Origin of the sequence: Treponema sp. OMZ 857, from assembly GCF_024181085.1 — a bacterium.
Classification (GTDB): domain Bacteria; phylum Spirochaetota; class Spirochaetia; order Treponematales; family Treponemataceae; genus Treponema.
On sequence record NZ_CP051147.1, the window covers coordinates 1,645,948 to 1,668,834 of the forward strand.

At 42.6% G+C, this 22,887-nt stretch carries 20 protein-coding genes and 1 pseudogene; 4 read left to right on the forward strand and 17 right to left on the reverse strand.

Annotated elements, in window-relative coordinates:
* Nucleotides 1-67 precede the first annotated feature (67 nt).
* Nucleotides 68-400: a hypothetical protein gene (locus tag E4N66_RS07465; RefSeq protein WP_253727509.1), complete on the forward strand. Its 333-nt coding sequence runs from the start codon at nucleotides 68-70 to the stop codon at nucleotides 398-400.
* A gap of 616 nt (nucleotides 401-1,016) precedes the next feature.
* Here E4N66_RS07465 and E4N66_RS07470 read toward each other — a convergent pair.
* From E4N66_RS07470 to E4N66_RS07495, 6 genes are all read right to left on the reverse strand, one after another.
* The gene (locus E4N66_RS07470; RefSeq protein ID WP_253727510.1) at nucleotides 1,017-2,042 is read right to left on the reverse strand and encodes a hypothetical protein; all 1,026 of its coding nucleotides are present in this window, start codon (nucleotides 2,040-2,042) and stop codon (nucleotides 1,017-1,019) included.
* Between the two features lie 69 nt (nucleotides 2,043-2,111).
* A complete protein-coding gene (locus tag E4N66_RS07475; RefSeq protein WP_253727511.1) occupies nucleotides 2,112-3,179 on the reverse strand; it encodes an ankyrin repeat domain-containing protein in 1,068 nt (355 codons plus the stop codon).
* 98 nt (nucleotides 3,180-3,277) lie between these two features.
* Nucleotides 3,278-4,129 (reverse strand): CbrC family protein, encoded by an 852-nt coding sequence (locus E4N66_RS07480; protein WP_253727512.1) that lies wholly within the window; start codon nucleotides 4,127-4,129, stop codon nucleotides 3,278-3,280.
* Nucleotides 4,130-4,172: 43 nt separating this feature from the next.
* A complete protein-coding gene (locus tag E4N66_RS07485; protein ID WP_253727513.1) occupies nucleotides 4,173-5,447 on the reverse strand; it encodes an ATP-binding protein in 1,275 nt (424 codons plus the stop codon).
* Nucleotides 5,448-5,720: 273 nt separating this feature from the next.
* Nucleotides 5,721-6,260: a hypothetical protein gene (locus tag E4N66_RS07490; RefSeq protein ID WP_253727514.1), complete on the reverse strand. Its 540-nt coding sequence runs from the start codon at nucleotides 6,258-6,260 to the stop codon at nucleotides 5,721-5,723.
* Between the two features lie 153 nt (nucleotides 6,261-6,413).
* Nucleotides 6,414-6,965 (reverse strand): hypothetical protein, encoded by a 552-nt coding sequence (locus E4N66_RS07495; protein WP_253727515.1) that lies wholly within the window; start codon nucleotides 6,963-6,965, stop codon nucleotides 6,414-6,416.
* A 365-nt stretch (nucleotides 6,966-7,330) separates the two neighbouring features.
* On the opposite strand from E4N66_RS07495, the gene E4N66_RS07500 reads away from it, so the two are divergent.
* On the forward strand, nucleotides 7,331-7,972 hold the full coding sequence (locus E4N66_RS07500; protein WP_253727516.1) for a hypothetical protein: 642 nt from the start codon (nucleotides 7,331-7,333) through the stop codon (nucleotides 7,970-7,972).
* A pseudogene (locus tag E4N66_RS13145) lies at nucleotides 7,947-8,180 on the forward strand (hypothetical protein); the annotation flags it as partial. The gene E4N66_RS07500 and the pseudogene E4N66_RS13145, both read left to right, overlap by 26 nt.
* Nucleotides 8,181-8,298: 118 nt before the next feature.
* Here the strand turns inward: E4N66_RS13145 and E4N66_RS07505 are convergent.
* The 4 genes from E4N66_RS07505 to E4N66_RS07520 form a co-directional block, all read right to left on the reverse strand.
* Complete coding sequence (locus tag E4N66_RS07505) at nucleotides 8,299-8,727, reverse strand: hypothetical protein (protein WP_253727517.1); 429 nt, start codon at nucleotides 8,725-8,727, stop codon at nucleotides 8,299-8,301.
* A gap of 147 nt (nucleotides 8,728-8,874) precedes the next feature.
* A complete protein-coding gene (locus E4N66_RS07510) occupies nucleotides 8,875-10,719 on the reverse strand; it encodes a methyl-accepting chemotaxis protein (protein ID WP_253727518.1) in 1,845 nt (614 codons plus the stop codon).
* Nucleotides 10,720-10,872: 153 nt separating this feature from the next.
* Nucleotides 10,873-12,951, reverse strand: coding sequence for an elongation factor G (gene fusA / locus E4N66_RS07515; RefSeq protein ID WP_253727519.1), 2,079 nt, complete (start codon nucleotides 12,949-12,951; stop codon nucleotides 10,873-10,875).
* 332 nt (nucleotides 12,952-13,283) lie between these two features.
* A complete protein-coding gene (locus E4N66_RS07520; RefSeq protein ID WP_253727520.1) occupies nucleotides 13,284-13,886 on the reverse strand; it encodes an RlmE family RNA methyltransferase in 603 nt (200 codons plus the stop codon).
* A 217-nt stretch (nucleotides 13,887-14,103) separates the two neighbouring features.
* On the opposite strand from E4N66_RS07520, the gene E4N66_RS07525 reads away from it, so the two are divergent.
* A complete protein-coding gene (locus E4N66_RS07525; protein ID WP_253727521.1) occupies nucleotides 14,104-15,117 on the forward strand; it encodes a polyprenyl synthetase family protein in 1,014 nt (337 codons plus the stop codon).
* A gap of 82 nt (nucleotides 15,118-15,199) precedes the next feature.
* Here the strand turns inward: E4N66_RS07525 and E4N66_RS07530 are convergent, their stop codons facing one another.
* From E4N66_RS07530 to prfB, 7 genes are all read right to left on the reverse strand, one after another.
* Nucleotides 15,200-16,552 carry an ABC transporter permease gene (locus tag E4N66_RS07530; RefSeq protein ID WP_253727522.1) on the reverse strand — a complete coding sequence of 451 codons (1,353 nt, stop codon included), beginning with the start codon at nucleotides 16,550-16,552 and terminating at the stop codon, nucleotides 15,200-15,202.
* Entirely contained in the window at nucleotides 16,549-17,229 is a 681-nt protein-coding gene (locus E4N66_RS07535; protein WP_253727523.1) for an ABC transporter ATP-binding protein, read from the reverse strand. The genes E4N66_RS07530 and E4N66_RS07535 overlap by 4 nt, the downstream gene beginning before the upstream one ends.
* On the reverse strand, nucleotides 17,222-18,502 hold the full coding sequence (locus E4N66_RS07540; RefSeq protein ID WP_253727524.1) for an ABC transporter permease: 1,281 nt from the start codon (nucleotides 18,500-18,502) through the stop codon (nucleotides 17,222-17,224). The genes E4N66_RS07535 and E4N66_RS07540 overlap by 8 nt, the downstream gene beginning before the upstream one ends.
* Nucleotides 18,499-19,320 carry a hypothetical protein gene (locus E4N66_RS07545; RefSeq protein WP_253727525.1) on the reverse strand — a complete coding sequence of 274 codons (822 nt, stop codon included), beginning with the start codon at nucleotides 19,318-19,320 and terminating at the stop codon, nucleotides 18,499-18,501. Before E4N66_RS07545 ends, E4N66_RS07540 begins: the two co-directional genes overlap by 4 nt.
* Nucleotides 19,317-20,198 carry a signal recognition particle-docking protein FtsY gene (gene ftsY / locus E4N66_RS07550; protein ID WP_044016718.1) on the reverse strand — a complete coding sequence of 294 codons (882 nt, stop codon included), beginning with the start codon at nucleotides 20,196-20,198 and terminating at the stop codon, nucleotides 19,317-19,319. The genes E4N66_RS07545 and ftsY overlap by 4 nt, the downstream gene beginning before the upstream one ends.
* A 78-nt stretch (nucleotides 20,199-20,276) precedes the next feature.
* Complete coding sequence (locus E4N66_RS07555; protein ID WP_253727526.1) at nucleotides 20,277-21,734, reverse strand: PEGA domain-containing protein; 1,458 nt, start codon at nucleotides 21,732-21,734, stop codon at nucleotides 20,277-20,279.
* A protein-coding gene (gene prfB / locus E4N66_RS07560; protein WP_253729439.1) for a peptide chain release factor 2 occupies nucleotides 21,731-22,868 on the reverse strand; the annotation gives its coding sequence in 2 pieces (ribosomal slippage) (nucleotides 21,731-22,795 and nucleotides 22,797-22,868; 1,137 coding nt in all). Before prfB ends, E4N66_RS07555 begins: the two co-directional genes overlap by 4 nt.
* Between the last annotated feature and the right edge of the window lie 19 nt (nucleotides 22,869-22,887).

The following is a 22,887-nucleotide window of genomic DNA, read 5'->3' on the forward strand; positions in this document are numbered from 1 at the left end:
TAGTTAAAATTAAAGCAGTATTATAAAACCGAAATATAAATTATAGATATGTTCAGAGGAAAGAAAATTGAATAAAACATTATTTTTAGGAGCGGCACTTATTGTAATGACGGTCGGCAGCACCGGTGTAAATGCCGAAAAAGCAGATATACCGCTTGCCGGTAAGACTTATAGGGTAAACGGAGTATCGTTTACGATGATAACCATTCCTGCCGTAACGGACGATACCCTCGGATACGGAGAATACGACGTAAACCCTGCACATACGGTTAGCTTACCGGCCTACCGGATCGGCGGTATAGATACCGATATATATACCGCAGTGCTGCCGATCAGGCTCTTTTATACTCCCGATTTTCATGCAGGTAGTCTCGGATTACGCTTGGCATGCAGGTTGTAATTTTTGCATCTTTCGAATCGCTTATCATACTGCAAGAAAAAAATACGGCACGGCTTTATGAATGATATTGAATTTGCAGAAACACTGCCGCAAAAAAATTATAAAGAGAATCAACAATCGTATGAGGACACCTATGATCAATACCATACAAGAATACCTGCACTTAGCCGCAAACGATAATATTCAAGACAACAACAAAACCAGAACCGAAGAGCTCTCCCCCGCTGTCATCGGCGAAATATTGCACCATTACCCCGAAAAAAAGCGTGGCTCGTTCACAACAAACATATTCCCGTCGAAGTCTTGCGTCTTTTATGTACAGACGAAAATGCGGACGTTCGCTTCACCGTTGCGATGAAAAACAAAAACGACCGGTATATTTTTGAAACACTGATGAACGACCCCGACTTTTCAATCCGCCTTGCAATTATCAGAAACAAAAAATTGCCCATCGATTTGTTGAAAAAAATGGCGCATGACACAGATGAAACAATAGCGCAAGAAGCAATGAGAATCCTACGGCTAAGAGATACGGAGAGCTCTTAAAATAGAGCGGAGATTTCGCAAGATCCGCTGTTTTGCGTCGGGGGTGTTTATTTATAACGAATGAGTTTTCTTATTCATTCCAATCACGTGCTATTTCGGTTGAAATCTCAAAGCCGGTCATATCATTACTTTCATTAAAATGAATATAAGCAAAGTATTCATTCCAAAAAAGATGATCGCTTCCGGTTGACCATTTAATGCCGTAGTGCAGCTGGGTTATGTCTCTCGTATTTCTTGGCGGTACTAACCACAGTTTTTTATCGAATATTTTCTGCAATGTTTCTTGTTGCAATGGAACGAGCAGCTCAACATCATCAAGGCAATAACGACTTGAATTTGCTCTTGCATTGGAAATGCAGTATTCATCAAGTTTTAAATGAATGATTTTACAGTCTTCTAATACCGTATCCTTTTTTTTATGACCGTAAAGACCGATACTCCCAATCACAAAGCTGTCTTTTACAAGAAGATAATGAGCATAAGGTATAGCAGTATTATTTCGTCGGAATCCTTTTTCAACGAGAATACTCCGATCAACGGGATATTTTTTAAAAGTACCGCAAGAAAGCAGTTTTTTATAATCTCTGCCGGAAGGATTATCCTGTCTTACATAAATATCGAATCCGTCCGCGGCTATATCGGCAACAGTTGTATGTGCCATCTTAATCTTTGTGTTGTTAATCGTAAAAACCGGAGCCTTCACCGGAACGCTGATTATGATATATACCAAAAACATATAAAGTGAAAATATTGCGACAGCCACAAACACAAAAATACTTCTTCCGGTACGCTTTCGTGCGTTAAAGAGAGCCATAACCGGAGGCAAAATGATATATGTTGCCAAATTGGAGAATCCTGAACCGCCCTTTTTTATCACCTGTAAGGCAAATAATACCGCCCCAAGTATCGAAGAGGCATATACTAAAAACTCACTGAGCTCCATTTTTGTAGTATCGGTCTGTTCGTTTACTGCTTCTTCCATCAATGATTTTCCACCGGAAACAGTCCGTTTCATATAAATATACATTCCAAAGATAATTGTTAAAAAAATCAGTCCTGAAACGGAAAGCAGCAAAATAAAAATTAATCTCCCCAATCTATCGTCTCCTCATCTATATTATAGAAATATCTGACTATGCGTTTTATATTTATTGAGCTTTTTCACTCAGTATTCAAAAATCAAATTCATGTATTTTGTCATATCTCCTATAAAATCATCAAAGCTTGCCAAATCGATGAGCTCTTCATGCTCCATATCATAGCTTGCAATCTTTTTTGTTTTAGGATTCCATACAATATAAATATCATTGTAATCTCCGAGAGAGCGGGAGAGTCTTAATAATTTTTGTCTGCCGAATTTAAACGGAATAGTATCAATCAGTTTGAAGAAGTCAATATATCCAAAGTCGGAATCCGCTAAATCAAAGTGTAGGTTTTCACCAGTTAAAAATTCAATTATTGTTTTTGGCAATTTATACGGTTTTAATTCATCTAATTTATTTTGTGTTTGATGAAACTCGGACGGCTCTAATGATTTAAAATATTCCGCCATTTCCTCATCGCCTTTTTCCAAGGCTATGCTATATGGACGCATGCCGTCTTTTTCGGTAATCGTAACGTCCGCTCCATGCTTTACTAAAAATGTACACATTTCCAAATCAACATATCTTACAGCTACACACAATGGAGTCGGTTGATTGGAATATACCATGTCGGACTTATTGTAATTAATATCTGCTCCATGTTCAATTAGAAATTCTAAAACTTTATAATTACGGTCAGAAACCGCGTGGCGCAAGAGCTGTCCGCCGTATTTTGCTGCGGTATGCCCAAGTTCTTGTATAATCAAAAAATTGTCAAAGCGTTCACCATAGTACGCTTCTAAAAAAGCTTCCGAACCTACGTTGTTTGTTACATCTATCTTTGCTCCATGGGAAACAAGATACCTTATCACCTCTTCATTACAATATCTCACTGCGAGAAGAAAACTTGGATGCTCCTTTGCATTAAGGCTTGCTCCTTTTTCCGTCAGCCATTTTATAGATTGAAACTTTTCCATTATCAATGCAAAATCCAAAGGAGAGAGATCGGTGTATTTGCCTACTCTGATTTCTTTATTAAGCTTCCATCCCTTTATTAGATGTTCTTCCAATGCAGAAATATTTTCATTTAGTACATCATTTAAAATTTGCGGTATAGATTCAAATCTTCCGATGTTTCCGATTGTTATCATACTTAAATCCTTGTTTACCTATTTCCAGGCGCGTATTCGTTCTATTTGAATTCTCTTTTCTTTTCATAGTAGTACCGCTCATTATTTCGTATTACTTTTTAATCTGCATCGACCCAAAGATGATATTTGCCGCAGTGCAAACAACGGAACAAATATCCGCACAAATGTCCGTCTTTGACTAAATAATCCGCTACATCGGGATACTCGTTTCTTGCTTCATATTCTGCCAAGACTTCCTCTGCAATATCCAGTGCTTTCAGCTCTGACGTGCCGACTGTTCCGAGATATTCGCAATAATCGTTGCAGCAGGACAGCCAATATTCCCCCTGCCAGCTAATATAGCCGGGAGTTCGGCAGAATAATTCTTCGTCTTTCTCCTTGTCCGGCTCGCTGTGCCATTCTGCATCCTGGATAAAACAGGCATTATATTTCTTTGCAGCCTTTCCGGTGGCAATACATTCAGGACAAAGATTTTCTATATTCTCTACGCAATATGCCATTTTACTGTAGTAAATAGTGCTTTTCTTCCCGCAGCAAGGACAGGTTTTGGCTTCTCCTTCTTCAAAAGCTTCCGTTCCCAAAGGATCCGGATGATAGCGGAACTTAGGTAATTTTGCCATTTTAGCCTCTTTTTCTTTTAGTTCAGCTTCAGTTAGCGGCTTGGGCAGAGGATAGCTATCTCCCTGACTTTCCGACATTTTCTGTAAAGAGACAAGCTTTTTATGTTGCTTGTGGTCATTCAAATCTGCAAACCCGGAGAATAATTGAAACGCACTTTTCATCAAACCTAGGAGTTGATAAACATCTACCAGCACTTTCTTGGCTTCCTGCTCAGAGCATTTCTCCAGTCTATCTGCAAATTCATATATTGCGGCCACGCTTGCTTTATTTCCGCCGCAATCTTCGAAATTCTTTTTTAGTTCTATGTATTCTTGTAGATATTGATTCATATATTTCTCTCTCACATACAGTATGGGTATCGTGTGTCAAAAATTAATTTTTCAAACATCCTATAGGCACTATAAAAATACCATCCTCTCGTTTATATGCAAACTCACCTATTCCAATAACTATCATCAAAAAAGAAGGAGCAGGCATTTTTGATGTATCAATTTTATTCGACAACGATTTTAAGTTTTCTGCTGCATCTTCAATAAATGTTTGTCCTCCCAGTTTAATTTCTACTAAACCATATCTGCCATTTTTCAGATGAATTACCGTATCACATTCCAAACCTGATTTATCCCGATAATGTAAAACATTACCTCCAATACTTTCTGCATATACTCGAAGATCTCTGACACATAGTGTTTCAAATAGCAGCCCCATTGTGTTTAAATCATTAATCAAATCTTTCGGTCCAATTCCAAGAGCGGCTACCGCTATTGAAGGATCTACATAGTATCTTGTATCGGAAGTTCTGATTGATGTTTTTGATCTTAAATTAGGATTCCACGCAGACATATCTTCAACCACAAAAATATTTTTTAGTGCATTAATATAGGATGCGATGGTATCTTCATTCAAAGACTCCGTATCATTTGAAATTATATCATCCCTCAGCATAGTATTGGAAATTTGCGTTCCTTGATTTCTTGCAAAAGACCTCATCAATCTTTTTACTCTTTCCGGATTTTTACTCACACCATCAGCTCTATTAATATCGGATTTTATGACTGCTTCATAGTAATCTTCAGCTTGGAGTAATGCCGGTTTTTCCTTCATTCCAACGGCATGAGGCCACCCGCCTCTGCAAATTAAAAAAGCCAATTTTTCTATGCTTAAATTATTCATACCGTCTATCACACTAGGATTTTCAAAAAGCTGATTTAAACTTACTTCTCCTGTTGAATCTCCTGATTCAAATAAAGACATTGGCCTCATCATTAACCATGTAAAACGTCCTGTTCCCGAATGAGTTATTTCCCTTGATTCTATCGGTACTGCCGAACCTGTAAGTATAAATTGACCTTCTTCCCCTCTTGTATCAACCTCATATCTTGCTGCATCCCATAGCTTTGGTGCTATCTGCCATTCGTCAATAAGCCTTGGGGCATTGCCTTTTAGCAATCTTCCGGGATCTATTTCAGACATTTGGATATTTGTTTCTCTTTTGCTTGGCTCATCCATTCTCAATATACTGCCTGCAACTTGCATTGCCGTTGTCGTTTTTCCGCACCATTTAGGGCCTTCAATAACAACAGCTCCTTTTGACTCAAGTTTGTCTTTTAACATATCGTCTACTATGCGGGCTCTATATTCTTTCATTAAGCTTTACCTCCGCATATATTATGTCGTTTTTTCGGCGTTTTGGCAATATTTTTTCCGTCGCTTTGGCGATAGTTTTTTCGGCGTTTTGGCAGTCATTTTACATTCCATTGAAGTAACGGAGGAGGCTGTTTTAAGTAATTTGAGTGATTTTATTCCGTCTGCATCGCCTTCGGTACATTAAATTTATAAGTATCGTCTTCATTATCACATTTTGTCAAATTATTATTTATGTTGTTAATTCTCCGATATAGTGCATTATCATTTTCTCCGTTATTTCTTTTCTCCGATAAAATCAATTACATCTGACCAACCTTCATCTTTTGCATCATAAGCCCAGCGTTTATCTGTCAATGATTCAAGGTCATCAATGCTTTTATGCAAAGCCTCGGACATTTCTTTTCTCTTATCTGCGGAAATCGAATTTAAATATGTATCGCTTATTTTGAATCTGACATTTTGAAGAAAATTGACCGTATCAACATAGGTACTTGAATATTCAAAAACCGTATTTTCAGGGAAACATTTTATAACGTTTTCAAAGGCTGTTTTCATATCGGATAATTTTAATGCTGCCAATGTGTCAGGAACATAACGGATAAGCTGCGGATAATTACAGATAAATTCCCACCAGCCATCTCCCTTCCAATTTCCTATGATGTTAACGGCAATATGAAAAAGGAATAAATCCTCATCGGTCTGATTTTTAATTTCTTCTATTTCTACGATTTTCCATAGTTTACTCGAAACTTCCACAAAGAAGCTTTCATTAAAATTTTTTTGATTTTTAATCAATTCTTTCAGTGTAAGCATTTTATTCGTGCGGAGGGTTTAATACCCCGACGCTCTGCGTCGTAACAAAGGGTATTAAAGCCGACTGCAACCCCCTTATAGAACATACAGTGCGAAACATTGAGCACTGTACCCCGGCGCTTGTGTCGGGGGATGTTGATTTCTCCTGTTTTGCTACTTCGAAACATCAAATCCCAGTTTCTTTAAATTGTTCATTTGTTTTTGTTGATGTTCTGGCGTGCTGGTGCCGATTAGGACGTCGCTGTAAATTTCACTTGTAGGCCAATTATCGTAATAATTATTGAGGAACTGAGGGATTTTTTCGTACATAGGTTGAATGATTGAAATAAAGCCCTGTTTAAGGCATTGAATATATGTTTTTTCATCAAGTATTTCAGTATGGCCGTATTTGTCAAATGAATTTCGGCGGTTGAGGGCTCCCTCAATGTCCCAAGGTGTAAATACAACTAAATGCAGAGGACGGCACCAGCGTTCAATATCCGTTTTATCGGGCGAAGGAAAAAGCTTTTTCCAAAAGCCTCGTTTTACTGCATAGCTGCCGGTAGAAATATACAGGCGATATGGTGTATTTTCAAATGCTTCTTCGGATATTTCACCGGAAAGGGGGGCGAATACTCCGTATAAATCACAATTTAAAAGGCGGGCATAATAGGATTTTTCGCCTGCATCTATTTCGTAAATTGCGCCAAGTTCGTATCGTGCCATTTTATGTCTTCCTTAAAATGCAACAGTTGAACAAAGTATCAACTTTGGAAACTGTTGCATTCGTACGCGATAGCGCATATACAATCTGCGATGTTTGCGATAAGCAAACTCGACGTGTTTTTCAGCGGCGCTATTTGCAGCGCTGAAAATAAACGTTCTTTTAAAGTATTTGTTTCTTTTGTCATGTAAAAGCCCTTCACCAATTAAATATTTTGTATATTATATCATTTTTAAGCTGGTTTTTCTATAATAAGAATAGCTGTTTTTACGCTTTTTAAAGGATAGAAAAACACCGTAAAGTCATGTATAATTTTAAGAAAGAAAAACGGCTATCAATTATATTCGGATTAGGAGAGAGAAAATAAATGACCACTAAAAAATTTGCTCAGTATATAGAAAAACAATGCAAGGGAATAAATAATTTCTCACTGGAAGCCATTTTTGAAGAGTATATTGTACTTGTGTCGGGGAAACGAATCGGAGTGCTGTATCAGGAGAAGTTTTATGTCCTTTATGCACCAACTTTTGAAAAAACGGAAAATATATTGCCTTGTTTTAAATCGGTAAATTTATTTAATTGGAAGTATTATCAATTTATTGAAGTTACAAATCTTGAAGATAAGGAGAAACTTGAAAAAATCATACATTATGTCTATCATGAATTATATTTTCTAAGAGAAGTAGTCATTGATATAGGATTTTTATTTCAAAGTTATAGAGGCTATCCCGAAACCATTTATAAACTATATGAAGAAAATCTTACATTTCTTAATTTTGCCTATGAAAAAAAGCTGATAAAGGAAAATCCTGTAGACAGAGATGGCCGAATGATAAAACTCTTATATACAAATCTCGATTTAACCGAAACCGGACAGAAAATTTTATATGACTTATATAATAAATGGCTGACCTATACGGATAAAAATGATGCCGATTCTTTAAAAAGAGCACGGAATATAAAACAATTAGAAAAGTATTATCAAAAAATTTCTCACTACGGATTATGATATTATATCTATGTTCTCTTTATTAATGATGATGGATGAAGGAATTGACGGGTATTGTTTTTTTGTTTTTGATGAATTAGGACTTATTGCTTATCCTCATGATGATACAGGTTTTGGATTTATACGCATCAAAAATACGAAAGTTCACTATGAGGATTTGTTTCTTAAAGATGTATCTCAATTTTCAGATTTTACGAGCGTTTGGTAATTATTCTAATCAAAACCGGTCATGTATTAAAAGTTTAGCTTCAAACTATGGAACAGAGCAACCGCATAAAAAATATTTTTAGCAGTTGCTTTCTTCCGTTATTATCTTCTTATTAAAGTTATAACACATACTTTTTTACAAAGGCTGCTATGAATCTTGTACCGCAAGAAAATAAAGCGAAGCCTATACCTGAATATAAGATGCCTATTACATAATTAGGAGCAAGGTTTAGTTTTCGTACAAAGGTTCCGCCTGTCATCATTACAAACATAATAATATAAGATTTTAGGTCAAAGAACTGCCAGAAATACCCTCGTTCATCCATTGTCTCTTTTATACGTTTTATATGTTTAAAAACAAGCTTTCTAAAAATAATCAAATAAAAGATTAAAAAAATACCAATACTTACAATAAAAGCAATAAGACTTTGCATCCCAAAGAGAATGGGAGCTCCTGTTTTAAAAACCATGATACCTGCAAAAATCCATAGGATACCTGCAATTAAAACAAGATAATTTTTAGGGATAGCAAATATATCTTTTTTCATTTTATCCTCTTTGTATGTAGCTTATTATTTGGGCACCTCTAAAAACGGAAGTTTTTAGAGGTGCCCATTTATCAATATGAACAATAACGAGGAGCTTCTAAATCATGTTTTATTAGGTATAACAGAAGCTCCCCACGTATTTCTTACTTACAGCGACAGCTGTTCAAGATATTTCATAATGTTTAATACGGCGTTCCGGTTCTTTGCACTGCTGTCGATAACCTCTCCGATGATCGTTTTTATTTGTTTTGTGCCGTCATTGACGATATTCATCGTACTGTCGATATTTTGAGAAATCTCAACTAATCTTGTCATTTCTTTACCCACTTCCGTATTACCTGAGCGTATTTGTAAAGAACTTTGCTTAACCTTTGCCGTTATGACATTGATTTCTTTGACAGCTTCGAGCACTTGTGCATTACCGTCATTTTGTTTTGTAACCGACTCCATAATAGTATTACTACCGCTATTAACCGTCGAGAGCTGCCGCATAATTTCTGCAAACTGAATAGCAGTTTCTTCCGCAACCGAATTCAATGCTTCAATTTTTTCTTTCAGTGTTTTCAACACTGTCGTAATGGTCTTGCCTTGTGTGCTTGATTCTTCTGCAAGTTTCCTAATTTCATCAGCGACAACCGCGAACCCCTTGCCGATATCCCCTGCATGAGCTGCCTCGATTGCGGCATTCATTGCAAGCAAGTTGGTTTGACTTGCAATATGTTGAATGACATTGCTTGCTTCCAGCAAGCCTTCAGATTCTTCACTGATATTTTTTACAATGGTATGAGCATTCGATACTGCGGTATTACCGGCATCGGCAGCACTATTTAAAAGTTTAATCGAATCAACGGTATTTTCTATTGTGTGAGTAACCGATTGAATATCGGCAACCATCCGTTCAATAACGAAAACAGCTTGGCCGATAGAAGTCGATTGTGTTTCAATACTATTATCAAGGTCTTTGATATTCTCTATAGCTTGATGGATGTTTTCCTGCATTTCTAAAACACCACTCGACTGCTCTTTAATATGGTCCCGCACAAAAGATACACTCTCACCAATCTTCTCGGCAGCCGTAGAAGTTATCTTCATACTGGAAGACAACGCCTCTGCCGTATGAGTTGAAACAGTAACACTTTCATTCAGTTCTGTTAAGAAGTTTTTATTAAATGTAAGTAATTTATTAAAGTCTAATAATAACAGAGCTATATCGTCTCGTGTCCATGCACTAAGCATTTCTTGCCGATAATCTCCGTTTGCTAATTTCCTAACAATTTGCTGTATCAACGCTATTCTTCTTTCAAATGAACGTATGATGACCAATAAATTAAATACTGAAAAAACTAAACCATATATAAAAAGCGGCAAAACTGCTGTAATCAGCTTGGTATGGGTATCATGTTGCTGGTACCGTACAATCGGTGCAAGCACTAAAAGAACAACTGCAAAAATACAGGTAACGGACATAAACGCCACGCGCTTTAACATAGAAAGAGAGAGCGTACCTTCTTCGATTGGAACGAATGATGCCCATTTTTCAAAACTTCTAATCGTACTTGAAGCAAACAAACTTCCGATTAAAAAGATATTTCCAATCGTACTAAAGACTGCAGATAAGAAGATGCCGACATTTCCTATTAACCCCATTTCTATAGAAATAAAAAAAGGAATGGTAAAGGCTATTACAAGCGGGATAATCATAACAAGTCTTTCATATAGTACGATATAGTTTTTTGCTTTGTCCGGATTCCGTTTCCAGTCTATGATTGCAGGAATCATAATTTTGTAACGTATGATAGGATTGATCGCTGCCAACAGGATGCCGATAATAAAAGCTTTTGTTCTGACAACCTCGCTTAAACTACCGGTACCCCCAACGAAAGGTGAGGTAACAAAATTCGCCGCTATCCATCCGAGATTTGTACATAAATCAAAAATAAGAATGCTTTTAGGAGGATTTTGATATTCCTGCATTGCTGTTGTTTCTGCCATAATACTCTCCTCTCTGTGTATATGTGCCAACTTTTTTATATGGTGAAAACGGGAATGTCCCAAAAGTTTCTGTCTTTCGGGACATCCTCAACAAACTTAAAATTAAATTTTTATATATCAATGACTTAATTTTAAGTATTGCAGCTAAAGATATTACTCTTCTTGTTCTTCGATAAATGCCTTGGCAGCGGCAACTACTTCATCGGCAATTTTACCAGATATCGGATCATAGTGATCAAACGACATTTCGAAAGAGCCGGTACCGCTGGTCATTGAGCGCAGATCGATAGCGTAGCGGAGCAATTCTTTGTGCGGTACTTGCGCGCGAATTTCTTCAATACCGTTTGCAAGTTGAGACTGTCCGAGGATGCGTCCGCGGCGTGAAGAAAGATCGCTCATAATATCGCCGAGGTAGGCTGTTTCCACATAGACCGTTAAATTCATAATCGGTTCCAGAAGGATGGGACCTGCATTGCGCATTGCATTTTTAAATGCGTTCCGCGCCGCAATCTTAAAGGCCATTTCGGAAGAGTCTACCGGATGCTCTTTACCGTCCAACACCGTTGTACCGACATCGACAACGGGATAGCCCGCCATGACGCCGTTCTCCATTGCTTCTTTTACGCCCTTTTCAACACCGGGAATGTAGCCCTTGGAAATCGCACCGCCGAATACCGCATTGGTAAAGCTGTATTTTGCCCCGCGCTCCAGCGGTTCAATCGCCAGAACGACCCGTCCGAACTGTCCGTGTCCGCCCGACTGTTTTTTATGCGTATACTCTGCTTGCGCTTTTTGCCGAATGGTTTCGCGGTAGGCAATGCGGGGAATAGAAGTTTGTACTTCAATCTTTGTCTGCTTTTTAATGCGGTCAAGCACGATAGAGGTATGCAAGTCTCCCATGCCGGAGAATACATTCTGCTTTGTTTCGGGGTTGTAGACAAAAGAAAGCGTCATGTCCTCCTCGCAGGCGCGGAGCAGCTGCTCGCCGAGTTTGTCGTCGTTTTTCTTATCGAGGGCGGCAACTGCAAGCGAATAGATAGGATCGGGATTGCGCAGTTTTACAAACGGCGGGCAATCTTGAGAGGCGGCAAGTGTATCGTTGGTTTTTGCTGCCGCAAGTTTAACCGCGACGCCGACATCTCCGGCTACAAGTTCTTTTACTTCGGTCAGTTTCTTTCCCGCAGCGCGGTATAACTTACCGACGCGTTCTTTCTTTTGTTCATTGATGTTATATACTTCTGCGTCCGATACGAGCGTACCGGTAATAACTTTGATGTACGAAAGCCGTCCCGAAAACTGGTCGTTTGCGGTTTTAACGATAAAGCCGGAGAATGCAGGCTCAGGATCGATTTTGATGGTACACTCTTCTTCGCCTTTTACTGCACGTTCCAAACAGCCTACAGGAGAGGGCAAAATCTCGGTGATAAAGCGTAAAAGAGCCGTTAAGCCGAGCCCCATCTGCGCGGCTCCGGCAAAGATCGGCACAATTCTATTGTTTTTCATCGCGAGTGTGAGTCCCTTCGCAATCTCATCACTGTTGAGTTCGCCTTCGTCGATGAACTTTACCAATAAGTCTTCGTCACCCTCCGCTGCAGCTCCTGCAAGAACCTCGCGCATTTCTTCATATCGCTTTTTTTCCGAATCGGGAATAGGTATTTCGTTTTCTTTTCCGTTTGAATCTGTTTGATATGCCGTACCGTGGAGTACGTCAACAATACCGGTAAACTCGGCGCCTTTCCCGATTGGGAAGGTAACCGCAAAGACATCCGCCTTGAACTGTGTTTTTACATCCTGCATTGCGTGATTAAAGTCAGCACGGTCTTCATCCATCTTATTAACAAAAACTAAACGGGGCTTATTCCGGCGGTCAAGGTCTCTCCAATATTTAATGGTTTCAATCTGTACTCCCGATTTTGCATCGAGTACCATCAATCCCGTCTCCGCCGACCGGAAAGCCGCGATAACTTCGCCCATGAAGTCCGAAGAGCCGGGAGTATCCCAGAAATTGATTACCGTATCGTTCCAATTTGTTGACACTAATGCCGAATATATCGAAATTTTCCGCTCTATTTCTTCGGGCGTATAGTCGCTGACCGTTTTACCGCCTGCAACCGGTTCCGCCCGTGCAATTGTACCCGTTACTGCCGCAAGATTTTCAATAAGTGTTGTTTTGCCGGACTGTCCGTGCCCTGCAATCGCAATCGTTCTTATGTTCTCTGTTCCAATTCCCATTACGAAGCTCCTCATACGATGTTAAAATTAACTATACTATATATTGTAAGGGCTAGTGATAGGAGTTGTCAAGGAAATAATCGAGAACTTCAAAGTTAAACGCATCAGGCCGTTTTTTTAACATCCCTGCGGAAAAATTGAAACTATTCGACCAGAGTTGAACCTCTTCGCGGTTCAAATGGTCTCATCGTTTCAATTTTTCCGCAGTTTTTATCTACTCTGCCTGATGCGTTTACCCATCTGCCAAAAAAGAGGTACGAAATTTTAAAAAATTTCGTACAGGCGGAAGACAACCGCTTAAAATACTTGTACTGCGGTTGTCCTACGAGAGCTTACACATGGCTTTTAAAGTCTAGGCCGAGTAGGTAGGTTTCGAAGCTGCTGCGGCGGCATGCTTCGGGCTTAAAGGCGCGGGCGGTTTTAAATAGCTTTCGCATCTGCTGGAGGTACTGCTGCTCGCTGCCGCCTTGAAAGATTTTAACAACAAAGCTGCCGTGAGCTTCAAGTTGTGTTTCGGCATAGTAAAGCGCCATATCGACAAGGGCGGCTGAACGGGCAGTATCGACGGTTTTATTGCCGGTGGTGGCGGGCGCCGCGTCGCAGATAACGGAACGGTAGGGGCCGCAGTTTTTTACCGCAGCCGCCATAGCCGCAGCGGTTAGGTCTCCTTGGAAAAACGAAAGCCGCGGATCCCGTATCGATTCCGAAAGGGGCTGCAAATCCACTGCACAGACGCGCCCTTCCGGAGAAAGAAACCTGAGCAAAAATGTTGTCCAGCTCCCCGGTGCGGCGCCAAGGTCAAGCACGCTGTCATTTTTCCCGAATAGATTAAATTTTTTTTGCATTTCTTCTAATTTATAGACCGACCGCGCAGGATAACCTTCCGCAAAAGCCTTCCGCGACCAATAGTCCGGTTCCCGATACTGATTTCCCATCTGTTCCTTTTTTTTACCCAAAAAAGTGCAAAGGTATCGAAAGAGTAAATCAATATCGCAGAATAATGGAGGTTGGGCGACCATTTGAGCCGCAAAGCGGCGAAACTCTGGTTGAACAGCCTTCATTATTCTGCGGGCTATATTTAGAAACTATTCGATGCCTTTGCACTTTGCTGGAGTAGTTCTCTATCAATAAAATATAAGATATAATAGTAGTATGAATGATGAATTTAAGCAACGGCTTGACAAGATTGAAGGCGCACTGCGCACTGCATTTTTACCCGATGTACCGGAGGCCTCTGCGGAACAAAGTCCTATAGCACTTTTATCCGCTCCGTGCGCCTCGTTGGTGTCCGGCGGCGGAAAACGCTGGAGACCGCTGCTTGCTGTTCTTGCCTATCAGCTTGCCGGGGGCAATAGCGAAGACATTTACACGCTTACGCCGCTCATAGAAGGAATCCACACAGCAAGTCTTATCCATGATGATATAGAAGACAATTCCGAACTACGCCGCGGACAGCCTGCCGCTCACGTGGCCTACGGCCTCGATTCAGCGCTCAATTCAGGCAGCTGGCTTTACTTTCGGGCATTGCAATCGCTCGAAGACTATCAGGCTCCTACCGGCATAAAGCTCGATTTATATACCGCGGCGCTTACGCATATCCGATCCTTGCATGAAGGACAGGCGCTCGATATCCACTGGCATCGGACTGCCGGCTTTTTTCCCTCACGGCAGGATTATGAGCTGATGATCAGTTTAAAGACCGGGGCGCTCGCTGCGCTTGCAGCCTATACCGGTATGCGTGCTGCGGGAAAAGAACATGAAGAAAGCAATGTTTTTGCATCGCTTTTTGCAGGAGCCGGAATCGGTTTCCAGATACTCGATGATGTAAAAAATATCAGCACGGGAAATGCCGGAAAAAAACGCGGCGACGATATTGTGGAAGGGAAAAAGAGTTTACCTGTAATCCTGCATATCGAAAAACATCCGGAAGATGCTGCGGCGCTTACCGCTTATTTTGAACAAGCGCGGCAAGAGGGCATTGATTCCCCTGCGGTAGAAAAAGCGATAGCATTGCTGGGCTCAAGCGGTTCGATTACCGAAGCAGAAAAGCAAGGAAAAAAAAAGATCGATTCCGTACTGGATCAGCTTGATGCACGGTACGGTAGCACGGTAAAAAAGATATTCGAATCGCTCTTTAACCTTATGCAGGGGCGGAGAACCTTTTAAAAATCGACAACTGCTTGAAGACTATAGGGCACCTCTATTCCGAAGGATGCGAAGCAAAGATAACCGAGGTTTTAGAGGTGTCCTATACTTTCCGCATACTGTCCAAGGGTTTTTCTTTACCTGCATACACGGCAGGCAGCAGGCAGACAATCACCGACAGAATGAGCGTTCCGGCAGCAATTATATACAGTTCAGCCGCATTTAAGGAAATGGGAATATATTCCAAATAGTATTCGGGCGCTAAGAGACGGATAGTTTCGGGGCTGCCCGTTTTTCCCAGCATATAATAGAGTGCGCTCTGTCCCGCATTGATTACATGTTCAAAAGCAACAAACAATTCGTTGATGTGTAAGGCCGCAAGGATACCGCCGGTTAAGCCGATACAGAGCCCTGCCGCTCCCGTAAAGAGACCTGCAATTAAAAACGACAGGGTAATAAAAAACGGATGCGCGCCGGTCGCTTTAAGAATTGCAATTTCCTTCCGCCGCTCCATGATGAGCATCACCATTGCCGACGAAACATTGACCGAGGCAGCAAGAAGAATCAAAAACATGATAAACATCAAAAGATTCTTTGAAGTCTGAAATGAATAAAATTGAGAGCGGTTTAGATCCTGCCACGTATATACCGAAAATCCCGCCGGCAACAGTTGCTGAATGGTATCTTTTGCGTCCATAAGCAAAGTATCATTAAAAGGATCTGCAATGCTGACTGTAAGAGCGCTCAACGAGGACTGAGGCGACAACACTGCATCGGCAGATGCCAATGGGATAAAAATCCATAATGCATCCAATTCCTGATAACCGGAGGAAAGAATACCGCCAACCTTAAAACGGGTGAGCTTCGGTTTTGTCTGATTACCTGAATACTGCGGAAGTAGCGTGAGCAGCGAGCAACTGTCCCCGACTTTAAGACCGGTTTGCTCCGCAATCTTTTTGCCGAGCAAGATAGAGCGAGTATCGTCGAACTCAAGACTGCCGTCTACCACCGTTAACAGGTTCCGTGCAGCGGGATTTTCAGTAAAATAGCCCGCATCTATCGCCCGTATTGTGCCTCCGCTACGGCCGGTCTTGCCGATAAGTAAACCGGTACCTTCCTGCTGCCGCCGAGAACCGGTGAGCACCGGATGTGCGTTCATGCGGATTGAATCAAAAACCTCTTGAGCGCTCTGCTTCCGGTCATCGGCGCTTTGTGCGCTGCGGGGTGCAGGACGCAGATCGAGTACCTGCAAATGCCCGCTGCCGAGTTCAATCATGCGGGAGGTAATCCCCTTGATCATCCCGTCTGACACCACAAGCACGATAACCAAGGGGATAATACTGATACCGATCCCCCAGACAGCACCGATTAAACTCTTCCGCGCGTTTGAAACTGCCTTTCCTGCATTCAGCCCCAGATACCGCAGCGCCAGCTTCCATGCCAATAAAAAGTTCATAAGAGCTGCAACTTCCCTTGCTCAAGCCGGTAGCACAAGTCAGTATCGGCGGCAATCCCTTGATCATGCGTTACGATGATAAGCGTCTTATGATGTTTATCAGCTATTGAAAAGAGCAGTTCCTGTACCCCGCGCGCATTTGCAGGATCAAGATTGCCGGTTGGCTCATCGGCTAAAATGAGCGAAGGATCATTGATAAGCGCACGGGCAACGGCTGCCCGCTGCCGCTCTCCCCCCGACAGCTGAGCGGGAAAGTGATTGAGCCGCGTTTCCAACTTGACATCCTGCAAAAGGGCAGCCGCCTTCTCTTTTACCTCTTTTTTCGGCATACCTGCGATAAGTGCGGGCAGCATCACATTTTCGATGGCGGTAAAATCTTTGAGCAAGTAATGAAACTGAAAGATAAAGCCGAGGTAAAAGCGGCGGTAGTCCGTCAATCCGCTTTCATTGAGCCGGTGCAGTTCATATCCGCCCGCAATAATCTCTCCCGAATCAGCCTGTTCCAAGCCGCCGACAATATTCAAAAAAGTGCTTTTTCCGCAACCGGACTCCCCTACTACGGCGATTTTTGCCGGTTGTTCGATTATCAGGTCTAAGTTATGTAAAATACGGATTGAGTCAGCCTCAGACTGAAAAGTTTTTGAAACGTTTGTCAGCGCTAAAATCGGTTTATTCATAGCGCAGCACCTCCGCAGGTTTAAGGGTTAGAATTTTTCGAGCTGCAATTGAAGCGGCAAAACTCGCAGAAAAGACGCCGAATAAGAATACTAAAAAAACTTCGCTGAAGAAAATACGCACGGGTACCGAATCGATGTAAAAGTATTGAGGACTGAAAATACTAAAGCCCGTAAAAAATGTGTGCTCCAACAAAATATTTGCCGCTTCAATGACAGCATTTACCAAATATTCAGCCAATAAAAAGACCCGATTGATGTCCGCGGAAAGCAGCAGTCCTAAAAGCAAGCCGATGGAAGCGCCCAAAAGCCCGATCGTAAAACCGTTAGCGATAAAGAGGGCTTGGATATGTTCTTTTTTAGCACCCAACGAAGCAAGTACCGAAATTTCTTCCCGCCGTTCATAGATGGAACGGCGCATTCCGTTGTAAATATTCACCGTAACCACCACAAAGATCAAAAAAACGAGCATAAACATCGTATTTTTTTCGATACGCAAGGCTCCGAAGAACGCTTGATTATAGGTGCGCCATGATTCTGCCTTCAATTCGGGCACGGCAGCAGAAACGCGGGCTATATATATCCCGTCAGCTTCCGAGTTTTGCAGTTTTACTGCGGCGGACAGCTCCTGCTGTGTGCCGCACAGCAACGCGCCGGTCTCCGTTGACATAAAAGCAAAGCCTGCATCGATTGCATAATAGCCGGTCTTCATTAAACCGGCGACCGTGCATTCAGCATCCTCCGGAAAAATATCGGTATCCGCAGTGCCCGAAAGCGCAAGGAGCGAAATCTTATCTCCGGCAGAAACCGAAAGCATACGGGCAAGCTCGTATCCGAGTACAACGGAATGCGGCGCACTGAGGTTAAATCTGCCTTCCATCATTGTTATAACGCCGGCAAAGCCGCGGTCATCGCTTAATATCGTTTCAGGTACGGCGCGGAGTATTGCCGGCTGCTGCCTGCCGTAGTTGCCCTGCATTATTGTTTGCGTCTCTGAAAATACATAAAAGGATTGGAACCCGCCTGCAGCCTTCGCCTGTTCCAGAGCCGCTTCGGATCCGTACAACTGTACGTGCGCCGAGCTTACCTGCAAAATGGTATCAATAAAGCTGCGCTGAAAACCATTCATCACAGCAAGGATAACAATCAAGACCGTAACCCCGAAGGCAATCCCCAGTACGGAAAGGATTCCGGTAATCGCCGAGCGCCCCTTGGTATCTGCGGCATTAAACCGCCGCAATACGAACAAAATCCATGCAAGATCAGTACGCTTCACGGTTCCTCTCCTACATATACTTCTTTATCATCGATATACAAGTGTATAATATGGGGAGTATTGTCCAACTCGATAAAGGCGGTTTTCTTTCCGTTCCGATATTTGGTTTGGGAAATAGCCTTATCCCCGTCAAACTCCCATACCGATTTGTCGATATTTTTCCCCGCAGTGATCGTCTGTTCAATCAGCTTACCGCCGCCGTTATATATGTTTTCCGTCTTTGATGTTAATGTTTTTTGTTCGTATTGCTCGATACTCAGCTCCCGTCCGTCATCATCATAGCAAAATATTTCCGAACTATCTGTGCGGAGTATCTTCTTTTTTGTAGGATGGCGGGCACGACCTTTATATGCCCACTCCGTTTTTTCAACCGCCGTACCGTCATTATAAAGCACTGCGAAGGAGGAGCGTCCCTGCCGGTCAAAACTTTCGTAATACCATTTATTACCGTCTGCAACGGTTAATCCTTTGCTATGGATAGAAGCAAAAGTCAAATCGGCCTGCTTATCGTTTTCGGCTTCTTTCCCATCAGCGCCTGCCGTTGAGGAAGCCGCTTCGCCGCTTTCAGTCTCTTTTCCGTCCGTGCCTACTGCCGGCATGGCAGAGCCGCTATCCTTTACGGCATCCATAGAAACCTTTTCTGTTTGAGTAGTATCAGCCGGCGCTGTGTCTGCCGGAACATCCGGAGCAATATCTACCGGAATCTCCGGTGTTGTACCGGCCGGAACATCCGTTGATTCAATTCCGTCAGCAGCACCGAACGGCGATTGGCAAAGTACAACCGCTAAAATGAAGAAACAGAAAGCAACCCGTTTCATACCGGCATACCGATAAATTCGCGTAGATAGGTATCGGCATTGAAGGGCGCAAAGTCCCCGTATTTTTCGCCGGTACCGGTAAAAATGACCGGCAGATTCAGCTGCCGTCCCACACTGAGCGCGATACCGCCTTTTGCCGTCGAATCATATTTTGTCAGAATGACCGCATCGACTCCGACCGCCTCGTGGAAAACCTCTGCCTGCCTAAAGCCGCTCTGCCCTGCCGTTACATCCAACACGAGTATTTTCTTGTAACACCCCTCATCGGTTTTCGATTCGGCAATCCTATTGATTTTTTGCAGTTCCCGCACGAGGTTTTCCTTATTATGGAGCCGCCCGGCGGTATCGGCAATAACGAGACCGCCTCCCTGTGCCCGCACTGCCTGTGCAGCATCAAAGATAACCGCTCCCGGATCCCCGCCGTACTGATGCGCAATAACCCGCACATCGAGCTGTTTTCCGTGATATTCAAGTTGCTCTATCGCGGCTGCCCTAAAGGTATCCGCAGCGGCAAGTATAATCGGCGATTCAAAGCGGGATTTAAAATACTGAGTAAGCTTAGCCGCAGTTGTCGTCTTCCCCACGCCGTTTACCCCCAGCAGCAAATACACAGAGGTTTTATCTTTTTCCGGCGTAAAAGAAGCAACCGGCAAAAAGGGAAGTAAAATATCATATAAAATCTGCAATACCTGTTCTTGTTGTTCAACCTTCCGTTTTTTACATTCCGCTCGAAGCAGGTCTTCAATCTCGAATGCAAATTGAGCGCCGATATCGCCTTCTACCAATGTATCGGTGACGCTTTCAAAAAACGAATCATCCAATCGGGAATGGATGCCGAACAGTTTCTTTAAGCCTTCGGAAAAACTTCTTTTAGCCATATTTTTCTCCAGTATATCCGATATTTCTGTTGGGAACTTCTAAAAACCGAAATTTTTTAGAGGTTCGCCTTAAACCTGCTATAACTTACGAGCCTCTTTTGGAATACTCTGATCGGCAGCATATAGATACAGCCCAAGCTGTACCACATAGTTAATACCTAAACCGATTGTTATTCCCTGCATCACCGCAGAACTGATAAACAGTGCACGATATTTACTCTGCACTGCCGCATCACTCCCCAAACGGGAATCCGCGGCGGCTGAAGCCATATCTGCAGTAAGTCCCTGTAAAATCATAAAGATAGGGAGCGACACATAAAAGGCGCCGAGCGACCAGTACAGAACATTCCGCCGCCGGTCAATCAAGGTCTTGGTCTTTTCTTTATTGAGCATCGCTTGCAGCTGATAGGTTGTCTGCCCTGGCTGCATAAAATCATGAGGCCGAAGTACAATGTAGGTTTTTACATCTTTATATGAAAAACTGATAGCTGTATTTTTACCTGCCGGAACATCGGTCTGAAACGGCGTACCGGCAAAATACTGCGTATGTAAAAACACATCCGCATCGGGTTTTATAAACTGAAACCCGACGGAAATAATGTTTTCTTTTTTTAATTTTATGTTCAGCAAATAATTTTGCCCTGCTTGAACCTCGATAGTCTTACCGGCTGAATCGTAACCGGCGGCAAGCACTTCAAGCCGATGACTGCCTTCATACATATAAAGAGACTTTTTTCCTGCTTCGAGCGGTTCGCTATCCACATACACTTCCGCATCTTCCGGTTCGACTGTCAGCAAAACCTTTGCAGGCTGAGAGTTTTTTACCGCCGTCATAATTTGCGCCGCTAATGAACGGGCAATTGTTTCGATTGATTGATACGGCCCCGCTTCGCTGAACCGGTAATCGGGCATACCCGGCAAACCGGTTGTCAATACAACAGACACATACATATACCCCGACAAATCCTGTATCGACCCGTCAATAACTGCGGAAATATTTTCGCTCTTCAACGCTTGCGAAATATTCGTATATTCGGGGAGCTCAAATACCTGTTGACCATCCTTCCATATCATAACAGGGAGTGTTTCCGCGGTAAAAGAAGTATCATTCAGTAATTTGTCGATTTTCTCTTGAGCTTTTTGAATATCCGCTTCCTTCGCGGTTATTTTCTTGTTGAACGCAGCGGTCTGCCTCAGCTTCTCTTTTTCGGACATTACCGCAAGATACAGCGAATCACGTTCTGCAATTAATGATACCCGTTCGCGGATAAGTGCAAGTTTTTTTGCAGCATAATCTATGAGCTGCCGCGCTCTTTTTTCTTCGGGGGTTACAAGTCTGCTTGCAGGTACAGCGCAAAAAAGGTTGAGCATGGCGGGTAATGCGGTCGAGTACGATGCATATAATTCAGGCACATCGGTAAGTGTAAACTTTGATGCCGTAATTGACCATGTAGGAATTTCACCTTTTGTTTGAGCAATACCGCATAATGCAGTTACCGCCGCAATCAGAGCAACGAACAGCCGTTTTATTTTCATTCAGGACTGTCCTCATACATCAGCTGATTTGCCCATTGTTTTTTCAAAAAGTCTTCGATAAAGCCGTCTATATCACCGTCCATAACGGCTTGAATATTGCCTGTTTCATGTTTGGTACGGTGATCTTTTACCATTGTATAGGGCTGAAAGATATACGATCTGATTTGATTTCCCCACGAAATGCCTTTTTTTTCAGCAGCGAATTTCGCGTTCTCTTTTTCTTTTTCGTTGCGGTAGTATTCGTACAGCCGCGCTTTAAGCATACTCATCGCCGTTGCCCGATTGGAGATTTGGCTTCGCTCGTTTTGGCACGCTACGACAATGCCGGTAGGCAGGTGCGTCAACCGTACTGCCGAGTCGGTTTTATTGACGTGCTGTCCTCCGGCCCCTCCTGCACGATAGGTATCTACCCGTAAATCTTCCGGTCTGATATTTACCTCGATGGTATCATCCAACACAGGGAATACATACACGGAAGAAAAAGAGGTATGCCTGCGGGCGTTCGCATCAAACGGGCTAATCCGGATAAGCCGGTGTACGCCGGTTTCCGCCTTTAAGAAACCGTAAACATAGTCGCCGCTTATCTGTAGGGTGATAGACTTTAAGCCCTCATCGGCTTCCAGCTCATCAAGCGTTTCAACGGTAAAGCCGCGGCGCTCCGCCCAGCGGAGATACATACGGGTTAACATCCGTGCCCAATCGCATGCCTCGGTACCGCCTGCTCCTGCATGAACAGTCAAAAAGGCATCGCTGCCGTCAACCTCGTCGGAAAGAAGCGCCAGTGTATTGAGCTTTTCAAACCGTTCTTGAAGGTTTGTGAGCGACATATCGATTTCTTGAATGGAATCTGCATTATCATCCTCTCCGGCTTCTTGGGTGAGTTCATAGAGTGTTTGCAGATCTTCGATATCGGCAATGAGCTTTTCCCACGGCTCGATACGGTTTTTCAGTTTTTTAATTTCCGACAAGAGTTTTTCGGCACTTTTAGGATCGTTCCAAAAACCTTCTTGCCCCGCGACAGCTTCTTTTTCCGCAATCCGTTTTTTTACCGCTTCGGAGTCAAAGACGCCTCCAGATTTCATCGACATCGGCCTTAAGTGCTGCAATCTGCGGTTTATATTCTTCCAATAACATCATTCCCCCTATACATTCC

Bases quoted from the DNA above. Each gene is read 5' to 3' on its own strand.
- E4N66_RS07475 (WP_253727511.1), bottom strand. From the start codon at position 3,179: ATGATAACAATCGGAAACATCGGAAGATTTGAATCTATACCGCAAATT.
- E4N66_RS07480 (WP_253727512.1), bottom strand. From the start codon at position 4,129: ATGAATCAATATCTACAAGAATACATAGAACTAAAAAAGAATTTCGAA.
- E4N66_RS07485 (WP_253727513.1), bottom strand. From the start codon at position 5,447: ATGAAAGAATATAGAGCCCGCATAGTAGACGATATGTTAAAAGACAAA.
- E4N66_RS07490 (WP_253727514.1), bottom strand. From the start codon at position 6,260: ATGCTTACACTGAAAGAATTGATTAAAAATCAAAAAAATTTTAATGAA.
- E4N66_RS07495 (WP_253727515.1), bottom strand. From the start codon at position 6,965: ATGGCACGATACGAACTTGGCGCAATTTACGAAATAGATGCAGGCGAA.
- E4N66_RS07500 (WP_253727516.1), top strand. From the start codon at position 7,331: ATGACCACTAAAAAATTTGCTCAGTATATAGAAAAACAATGCAAGGGA.
- E4N66_RS07505 (WP_253727517.1), bottom strand. From the start codon at position 8,727: ATGAAAAAAGATATATTTGCTATCCCTAAAAATTATCTTGTTTTAATT.
- E4N66_RS07510 (WP_253727518.1), bottom strand. From the start codon at position 10,719: ATGGCAGAAACAACAGCAATGCAGGAATATCAAAATCCTCCTAAAAGC.
- fusA (WP_253727519.1), bottom strand. From the start codon at position 12,951: ATGGGAATTGGAACAGAGAACATAAGAACGATTGCGATTGCAGGGCAC.
- E4N66_RS07520 (WP_253727520.1), bottom strand. From the start codon at position 13,886: ATGGGAAATCAGTATCGGGAACCGGACTATTGGTCGCGGAAGGCTTTT.
- E4N66_RS07525 (WP_253727521.1), top strand. From the start codon at position 14,104: ATGAATGATGAATTTAAGCAACGGCTTGACAAGATTGAAGGCGCACTG.
- E4N66_RS07530 (WP_253727522.1), bottom strand. From the start codon at position 16,552: ATGAACTTTTTATTGGCATGGAAGCTGGCGCTGCGGTATCTGGGGCTG.
- E4N66_RS07535 (WP_253727523.1), bottom strand. From the start codon at position 17,229: ATGAATAAACCGATTTTAGCGCTGACAAACGTTTCAAAAACTTTTCAG.
- E4N66_RS07545 (WP_253727525.1), bottom strand. From the start codon at position 19,320: ATGAAACGGGTTGCTTTCTGTTTCTTCATTTTAGCGGTTGTACTTTGC.
- ftsY (WP_044016718.1), bottom strand. From the start codon at position 20,198: ATGGCTAAAAGAAGTTTTTCCGAAGGCTTAAAGAAACTGTTCGGCATC.
- E4N66_RS07555 (WP_253727526.1), bottom strand. From the start codon at position 21,734: ATGAAAATAAAACGGCTGTTCGTTGCTCTGATTGCGGCGGTAACTGCA.